The organism is Streptomyces sp. NPDC050636 (genome assembly GCF_040654775.1).
Classification (GTDB): Bacteria; Actinomycetota; Actinomycetes; order Streptomycetales; family Streptomycetaceae; genus Streptomyces.
In genome coordinates this window covers 77063-84361 of the sequence record NZ_JBFAIP010000030.1, presented here as the reverse complement: position 1 = coordinate 84361, position 7299 = coordinate 77063, and the positions used below count along the sequence as shown (strand labels likewise).

Here is a 7299-nt window from a genome sequence, read left to right as displayed (position 1 = left end):
AGCGCACGCGGCCTCCGGGTTTAACCCCTACACCCGTGAAACCCCCCCCCCTCGGGGGTTCCCCCCGCCCCCCTAACCCACGGGCGCGCCAACGGCCCGCACGCCGTGGCCGCTCCCGTCGACTGAACCCGACCCACCCTCCCTATCGTCAACTAAGGGTTGACGATCCACGCACCGTCAACCTAACGTTGACGCATGACGAAACCAGTCCAACCGACGAACCCAGTCCGCCTCGACGACCTCATCGAGGCCATCAAGAAGGTTCACTCCGACGCCCTCGACCAGCTCTCCGACGCAGTCATCGCCGCGGACCATCTCGGCGACGTGGCCGACCATCTGATCGGCCACTTCGTGGACCAGGCACGGCGCTCGGGCGCCTCCTGGACGGACATCGGCAGGAGCATGGGGGTCTCCAAACAGGCCGCCCAGAAGCGATTCGTCCCGAAGGACCCCGGGGCATCCGCGGACCTCGACCCCAGCCAGGGCTTCGGCCGGTTCACCGACCGGGCGCGGAACGTCGTGGTGACCTCGCAGAACGAGGCCCGGGCGGCGGGCAATGACGAGATCCGTCCCGAGCACGTGGTGCTGGGTCTCCTGTGTGAACCGGACGCACTCGCCGCGAAGGCGATCGTCGCGCAGGGCGTGACGCTGGAAGCCGTACGGGAGGCCGCCACGGCGACGCTGCCCGTGGCGGCGGAGCGGATGCCCGCCCTCGTCCCGTTCGACGCGAAGGTCCGCAAGGCCCTGGAGCTGACGTTCCGGGAAGCACTGCGCCTGGGCCACAACTACATCGGGACCGAGCACATCCTGCTCGCCCTGCTGGAACTTGAGGACGGCCAGGGCACACTCGCGGGGCTCGGGATCGACAAGGCGGCCACCGAAGCGCACATCGCCGCCGCGGTGACGGAAGCCTGACCCGACCTGCACAGCAAGGCCGCCCGGGTCGGCTGCGCTGCCGGGCTGGTCGCCTCGCCGGCGGCCAGCCCCTCCCTGCCACCTGAATTGGTATACAGGAATCCACTTCTGTACGGTGGCGATGTGCGCCTCACCAAGAGCACCGACATCGCCCTCCGTATCGCCATGCGCCTGGCCGTGCTGGACGACACGGGCGACGCCCCGACCACCCGAGAGGTGGCGAGCGCCGTCGACGTGCCGTACACCCACGCCGCCAAGGTGGTCAGCAAGCTGCAGCATCTCGGCGCCATCGAGGCACGGCGCGGGCGCGGCGGCGGACTGACGCTGACCACCGCGGGCCGTACGGGGTCGCTCGGCCGACTCGTGCGCGAACTGGAGGGCGTCGATGACGTCGTGGGGTGCGAGGACAGCCCACCGTGCCCACTGCGCGGCGGCTGCCGACTGCGCCATGCGTTGCGCTCCGCGCAGGAGGCGTTCTTCGCCTCGCTCGATCCGCTGTCCATCGAGGAACTCGTGGAAACCCCGACCGGACCGCTCCTGTTGAGCTTGACACCCCGCCCGACGGACTGATCCGCCCACCTCCGGGCCACCTCACCCCCACCCTTAAATACGCATCTCAAATGCCAGTTACACCGTTACATGCCGCCAATAGCCCTGGAGTCGCCGCCCATGCTGTCGCCGAAGTCCGCCGAGACCGTACGTGCCACCCTCCCCGCCATCGGGGCAGCCATCGGCGAGATCACACCGCAGGAGCGTCTGGCCCGGCGCCGCCGGGGCCGCCGGGGCCGCCCAGATCGTTAGCGCGATACGGCCACCCGGCCGCGTCACTCGGCGCAGTTCGCGGAGCGCCACCGCGGGCCGTCCCACATGATTGAGGACGAAGTTACCGATGACCGCGTCGAACTCCCCGTCGGGGAAGGGGAGATGGGGCAAGGCGGCGGTGTGGACGTCCGCGTCGGGGGCAGCCCGGGCGGCTCATCGGGTCATGCCGGGCTCGGCGTCAACGCCGGTCACCCGTGCGTCGCGGGCTCAGGCGGCCGCGGCGACCGAGCCGGTCCGTGTCCCGACGTCCAGCACTCGGGTACCCGCGCCGACCCGGGCGGCATCCAGCAGCCGTGGAATCGGGTACGCGCAGAGCCTGGCGAACCCGGCCGCGTACGCCCCCGCGCTCCCCGCCCACGTACGGCGCTCACTCTCTTGACGATCCTCCCCTCCCTTCGCTTCGTTCAGGAAGGGGATTCCCTTCGGCTACCCGTGGGTGGCCGGGAGGGCTTCACGCGTCCGCCTCCGACGTGCGGCCGGGACTCGCACCGTGGTGCTGCGCGTGCTGTTGGTGACCGAGCCACCCGTCCGGCGGGCTCGGGCCTCGATCTCGATCGAGGCGTTGTGGTCGGCGTCGTCCTCGTGCCCGCAGTGCACGCACAAGAACAGCCGTCCGCAGCCTTCACGACTGTCGGGGTCGACCTTGCCGCAGGCGGCGCAGGTCTGGGAAGTGTGGAACGCGGGCACCGCGACCAGCAGCGAGCCGTACATACGGCACTTGTAGGCGAGCTGGCGCCTGCGCTCCCCCGGAGCGTTGTCCAGGATGCCGCGGTTCAGGCCCGCTTTCTGTGCGACGTTCTTCCCGGGTGCGTCCATGGTGCCCTTGGCGGCCTTGGTCATGTTCTTCACGCGCAGATCCTCGATCCCGACGATGCCGTGGTTTTTGGCGAGGTCGGTGGTGAGCTTGTGCGTGAAGTCCTGGCGACGGTTGGCCTGCCGGGTCTTGAGCTTGGCGATCTGCGCGATGGTGTGGCGCAGACGGTTGCTGTACTTCCCGCCGGCGTGCTTCTTGGCGTAGGTGAGCTGGCGCGCCTTGCGCTGCTCCAGATGCCCCAGCCGCTTACGCTCGTTCGGCTTCAGCGTCTGAGGCATGCGGCGGGGCTCGGTCTCGGTGGAGACGAATGCGGACGCTGCGACCCCGAAATCCACCCCGCAGGCGAGCTTTCCGTTCGGCGCATCCGGCTTCCGGCCGGTGTGCACACCGAAGCTGATGTGCCAGCCGCTGCCGTCCCGGGAAACGACCGCGTTACGGATCGTGCCCCCAAGGGCGCGCGAGAGGCGGAACCGTACCCAGCCGAGCTTGGGCAGCTTGACCTTGGCCCAGTGCCGGTTGAGCTTGCGGACCACGAGTGTCTGCCCCTTGAACGGGATGCTCATGTGGCGCCCGCGCTTCTTCCTTGCGGGAAAGCCAGCCGGGTGGTCTGGGTTCCAGAAGTTGAGGAACGCCGCGTCCAGGTTCGCCACAACGCGCTGCCCGCACTCGGACGGCAGGTCGGCAATCCAGTCCAGATCAGCACGGGCCTGAGCGAGCTGCTTGCACTGCGCAGAGCCCATCAGGGTGATTCCGCGCTGCCGGTACAGGTACCGGCGCTGCTCCAGCGCCAGGTTCCACAGCGCCCGGCACGTGTGCCCCCACCCAGCCATCCGGTCGTGTTGTTCCGGCGTCGGGTACAGCCGGTACCTGCGGCCCATGTCAGCTTTGGACACGAGGGCACACCTCCCGTCTGAACTGCGGAAACGTGACGACCATTCTAACGCCCGAAGGTCGCCCAAGTGGTCTTTCCCCGACGGCAGTTGGGGGACTATCGAAGTGATCTCCGCCGCTTCGCGGCTCCGCCCCAAGGAGCCGATTCACCCCCGGCGTGAACGCCGGGGCACGCTCGGCAGATCAAAGGTCGAGCGGCGTATCCGCCACCGTTCCCCTCCCCTTCTCCCACCGAGTCACCTCACGCCTCGCCGCCCCACCCTCGCCCGCCCCTTACTCCATACCTCACGCCGCCCCGCACCCACATGAAGGGATGAATCAGCGGAGGAAGTGGTTCCGCCGCGCGCCGCCAATTCCCTTTGCAGCGACCGGACTCGGGCCCACGGGGAGGGAAACGCCTCGGCCACCCCCGTCGGCTTCATCTCGACCCCGCGACGTTACCCAGCCGTAACCTACCGACGGGTTACCACAGGTAAGTAGCGGACCTTACTCTCCAGTTAACTCGGGCCGCCGTACGCCCCTCCTGTCTTCGGACAGCGTCCGGCCGGCCCGCTTCGAGATCTGGAGCAGAAGATGACGCCCTCCCGCACGACCTTGCGCGCCGCGATCGGTACCGTCGCCGCGGCGGTGCTCGCCACCACGGTTCTCACCGGCGCACCGGCAAACGCCGAGGCCGCGACGGCAGCAGCCCCCTCATCAGCCCCCACATCGGCCGCCTCCGACGACTCCGTGTCCGTGAAGTTCGTCGATATCAAGGGGGATGGCGGAACCATCCTCAAGGCGAATGTCTTCACCCCGGCCGGCTCCGACGGGACCCGGCGGTACCCGGTCATCGTGCTGCCCACCAGCTGGGCCATGCCCCAGATCGAGTACATGGCGCAGGCCAAGAAGCTGGCCGACTCGGGCTATGTGGTCGTTGGATACAACTCGCGTGGTTTCTGGCAGTCCGGCGGCCAGATCGAGACGGCCGGCCCGAAGGACATCGCCGATGCGTCGAAGGTCATCGACTGGGCCCTGGCCAACACGCCGGCCGATCCGCAGAAGGTCGGCATGGGCGGGGTTTCCTACGGTGCCGGCATCAGCCTGCTGGCGTCGGCGTTCGACAAGCGGATCAAGGTGGTCGCGGCGCTCAGCGGCTGGGCCGACCTCATCGGCTCGATCTACAGCGGACGCACCCAGCACCTCCAGGCCGCCGCGATGCTCGGTGGCGCCGGGGCGCTGACCGGCCGCCCCAGCCCCGAACTCCAGAGCATTCTCAAGAACTTCCTCACTTCGAATCTGTCCAAGGAAGAGGAAATGCTCGCTTGGGGGAAGAAGCGCTCCCCCGCCACCTACCTCGACAAGATCAACGCCAACGGTACGGCGATCATGCTCGGCAACGCATGGGGCGATTCGCTGTTTCCGCCCAATCAATACGCCGACTTCTACGAGAAGCTGAAGGGCCCCAAGCGGCTGGAATTCCGCCCCGGTGACCATGCGACGGCCGAGGGGCTCGGACTCCTGGGGCTGCCCAATGACACCTGGACCAACACCAAGCGGTGGTTCGACCACTATCTCAAGGGCGCGGACAACGGCATCGACCGCGAATCGCCGGTGCTGCTCAAGTCCCGTTCCACCGGTGCGTACGAGGGCTACAAAAGCTGGCGGGACGTGCCGTCCGCGCACCGGAGGATCGAGCTCAACGGCACCCGGCAGATCCACACCAATCTCGACTCCGGCGCCAATGGCGGGCTGATTTTCCTCTCCAGCATGCTGGACCAGTTCCTGAGGCTTCCGCCGATGGCCTCGGTCCCGCTGCTGCCCCGTTCACTGGCCGCCGTCTGGCAGACCGAGCGCTACGAGAGCGGACAGCGCGTGCGTGGCACCACACGGCTGCACACCACCGTGACCAGCACCGCAGAGAGCGGAACCGGCATCGCCTACCTCTACGACGTCGGCCCGCTCGGCCTCGGCAGGCTGGTCTCGCACGCACCGTTCACTTTCCACGGCAAAACCCCGAACCAGCCGTTCGGGGTGGATCTGGAACTGTTCTCCACGGCGTACGACGTCCCGGCCGGGCACCGGCTCGCGGTGGTCGTGGACTCCGTCGATCCGCTGTATATCGAGCACAATCCGAATGGCGCCCGGCTGACGTTCTCGTCCCCGGCGAGCGACCCGTCGTACGTTTCGGTGCCGGTGCGCGAATAGGCGAATAGGCGAATAGGTTCTGCCGTGTAGGTGCTGTTGAGTAACTTCTGTCACGGCCTGGGCCATGAAGGTCCAGGCCGTGACGGCATGGGTTACCGACAAGGTGCCCGCCTCAGGAGAAGATCCGCCCGTTCGGCGGCCCGCCGCGCCGCGGAGACGCTCAAACGGTGGGCGGCTGATGACCGCCCGGCAGCAGCGGCCCCGGTTCCGGAGCGGCCACCTTGACCGCCTCGACCTTGGGGTTGCGCTTCTGGCGCTTGGAGACCCAGGTGGCGAACCAGGAGAGCAGCATGCACATCCCGATGTAGATCGGCGAGATCACCATGACGACGGGGATGAACGGCAGGCCGTAGTTGAGGTTGGAGGCGATCAGCTTGCCGGCGTGCAGGAATTCGTCATAGGTGATCAGAAAGCCCAGGGAGGTGTCCTTCAGCGCGACGACCAGCTGGCTGATGATCGCCGGGAGCATCGCGCGCACCCCCTGCGGCACCAGGACATACGTCATGACCTGCGTCTTGCGCATGCCCAGTGAGTATGCCGCCTCCCGCTGCCCACGTTCGACGGAGTTGACCCCGCTGCGGAAGACCTCGGCGAGCACCGAGCCGTTGTAGAGGGTCAGCCCGGCGACCAGCGCGGGCAGCGGCTCGACCTGCAGCGCCACATAGATGAAGAAGATCATGACGAGTACGGGCATCGCGCGGAAGAACTCCACCAGCAGGGTGCTCACCCAGCGGATGACCCGGTGCTCGGAGAGCCGACCGGTGGCGAGTACCGCGCCCAGTGCCAGCGACAGCACCGCCGCGTAGGCGAACGCCTTGAGCGTGTTGCCCAGGCCGCGCAGCAGCAGCTCCTGAATGCCCTTGTAGGTGAAGGGACTCCATTTCTCGGCGACGAACTGGCCGGTGTCGAAGAGGAGATAGATGATCCAGGCGATGAGGGCGAGGATCACGGCGGTGGCGCTGAGCCCGTAGAAGAGATGCCGCCGCTTGGTCCTCGGCCCCGGGACGTCGTAAAGGGCGGTGGTCATCGGGCGACTCCGAAGCGCTTCTCCAGCACGTTGAACACCGCACTGATGGTCAGGGTCACGATGAGATAGCCGACGGCGATCCAGATGAAGGTCCAGATGATGCTGTAGCCCATCTCGTTGAGCGGCTTGTACACGCCGAGCAGCTCGACGACGCTGAAGGAGCCGGCGATCGCGGAGTTCTTCGCGAGCGCGATCAGCGTGGAGCCGATGGGCGGGATGACGGACCGGAAGGCTTGCGGCAGGACCACATCGCCGAGGGTCTGCGGGAAGGTCATGCCCAGGCTGCGGGCCGCCTCGCCCTGTCCGACCGGCACCGTGTTGATGCCGGACCGCATCGCCTCGCAGATGAAGGCGGAGGTGTAGCAGCCCAGCGCGAGGATGGCGAACAGCTTGAAGGGCAGCACCACTCCGAAGCGCGGCAGGCCCAGCATCACCGCGAAGAACAGCAGCGTCAGCGGCGTATTGCGCAGCACCGTGACCCATGTCGTGCCGAAGGCCCGCAGGGACCGGACCGGCGCGACGCGGAACGCCGCCATGATGAAGCCGAGGGCCAGCGCCAGCAGCGAGGCGTAGACGGTGAGTTCGATGGTGCCGAGCAGGCCGTCCCCGTAGAGGGAGAGGTTGTCGAGGAGAACGTTCATCG

7 protein-coding genes and 1 pseudogene are annotated in these 7299 nt (G+C 67.7%); 4 read left to right on the top strand and 4 right to left on the bottom strand.

Translation table 11 applies throughout. The annotated features are described in order from the left end of the window. Positions 1–195 precede the first annotated feature (195 nt). The 3 genes from AB0I10_RS22275 (at position 196) to AB0I10_RS22265 (ending at position 1716) form a co-directional block, all read left to right on the top strand. Positions 196–915, top strand: coding sequence for a Clp protease N-terminal domain-containing protein (locus AB0I10_RS22275; RefSeq protein WP_363154286.1), 720 nt, complete (start codon positions 196–198; stop codon positions 913–915). A gap of 123 nt (positions 916–1038) precedes the next feature. After that, on the top strand, positions 1039–1485 hold the full coding sequence (locus AB0I10_RS22270) for an Rrf2 family transcriptional regulator (RefSeq protein WP_363154285.1): 447 nt from the start codon (positions 1039–1041) through the stop codon (positions 1483–1485). Positions 1486–1554: 69 nt separating this feature from the next. Continuing rightward, positions 1555–1716 (top strand): hypothetical protein, encoded by a 162-nt coding sequence (locus tag AB0I10_RS22265; RefSeq protein ID WP_363154293.1) that lies wholly within the window; start codon positions 1555–1557, stop codon positions 1714–1716. On the opposite strand, the pseudogene AB0I10_RS22260 reads toward AB0I10_RS22265, so the two are convergent. Both AB0I10_RS22260 and AB0I10_RS22255 read right to left on the bottom strand, forming a co-directional pair. Continuing rightward, positions 1663–2145, bottom strand: a pseudogene (locus AB0I10_RS22260) (class I SAM-dependent methyltransferase); the annotation flags it as partial. The gene AB0I10_RS22265 and the pseudogene AB0I10_RS22260 sit on opposite strands and share 54 nt — an antisense overlap. A gap of 18 nt (positions 2146–2163) precedes the next feature. Further along, positions 2164–3444 (bottom strand): transposase, encoded by a 1281-nt coding sequence (locus AB0I10_RS22255; RefSeq protein WP_363154284.1) that lies wholly within the window; start codon positions 3442–3444, stop codon positions 2164–2166. A gap of 571 nt (positions 3445–4015) precedes the next feature. On the opposite strand from AB0I10_RS22255, the gene AB0I10_RS22250 reads away from it, so the two are divergent. Beyond that, entirely contained in the window at positions 4016–5629 is a 1614-nt protein-coding gene (locus AB0I10_RS22250; protein WP_363154283.1) for an alpha/beta fold hydrolase, read from the top strand. Positions 5630–5789: 160 nt separating this feature from the next. Here the strand turns inward: AB0I10_RS22250 and AB0I10_RS22245 are convergent, their stop codons facing one another. Then, entirely contained in the window at positions 5790–6656 is an 867-nt protein-coding gene (locus tag AB0I10_RS22245; RefSeq protein WP_363154282.1) for an amino acid ABC transporter permease, read from the bottom strand. Continuing rightward, positions 6653–7297, bottom strand: coding sequence for an amino acid ABC transporter permease (locus AB0I10_RS22240; protein ID WP_363154281.1), 645 nt, complete (start codon positions 7295–7297; stop codon positions 6653–6655). Before AB0I10_RS22240 ends, AB0I10_RS22245 begins: the two co-directional genes overlap by 4 nt. Positions 7298–7299: the final 2 nt, after the last annotated feature.

Bases quoted from the DNA above. Each gene is read 5' to 3' on its own strand.
- AB0I10_RS22275 (WP_363154286.1), top strand. From the start codon at position 196: ATGACGAAACCAGTCCAACCGACGAACCCAGTCCGCCTCGACGACCTC.
- AB0I10_RS22265 (WP_363154293.1), top strand. From the start codon at position 1,555: ATGCCGCCAATAGCCCTGGAGTCGCCGCCCATGCTGTCGCCGAAGTCC.
- AB0I10_RS22250 (WP_363154283.1), top strand. From the start codon at position 4,016: ATGACGCCCTCCCGCACGACCTTGCGCGCCGCGATCGGTACCGTCGCC.
- AB0I10_RS22245 (WP_363154282.1), bottom strand. From the start codon at position 6,656: ATGACCACCGCCCTTTACGACGTCCCGGGGCCGAGGACCAAGCGGCGG.
- AB0I10_RS22240 (WP_363154281.1), bottom strand. From the start codon at position 7,297: ATGAACGTTCTCCTCGACAACCTCTCCCTCTACGGGGACGGCCTGCTC.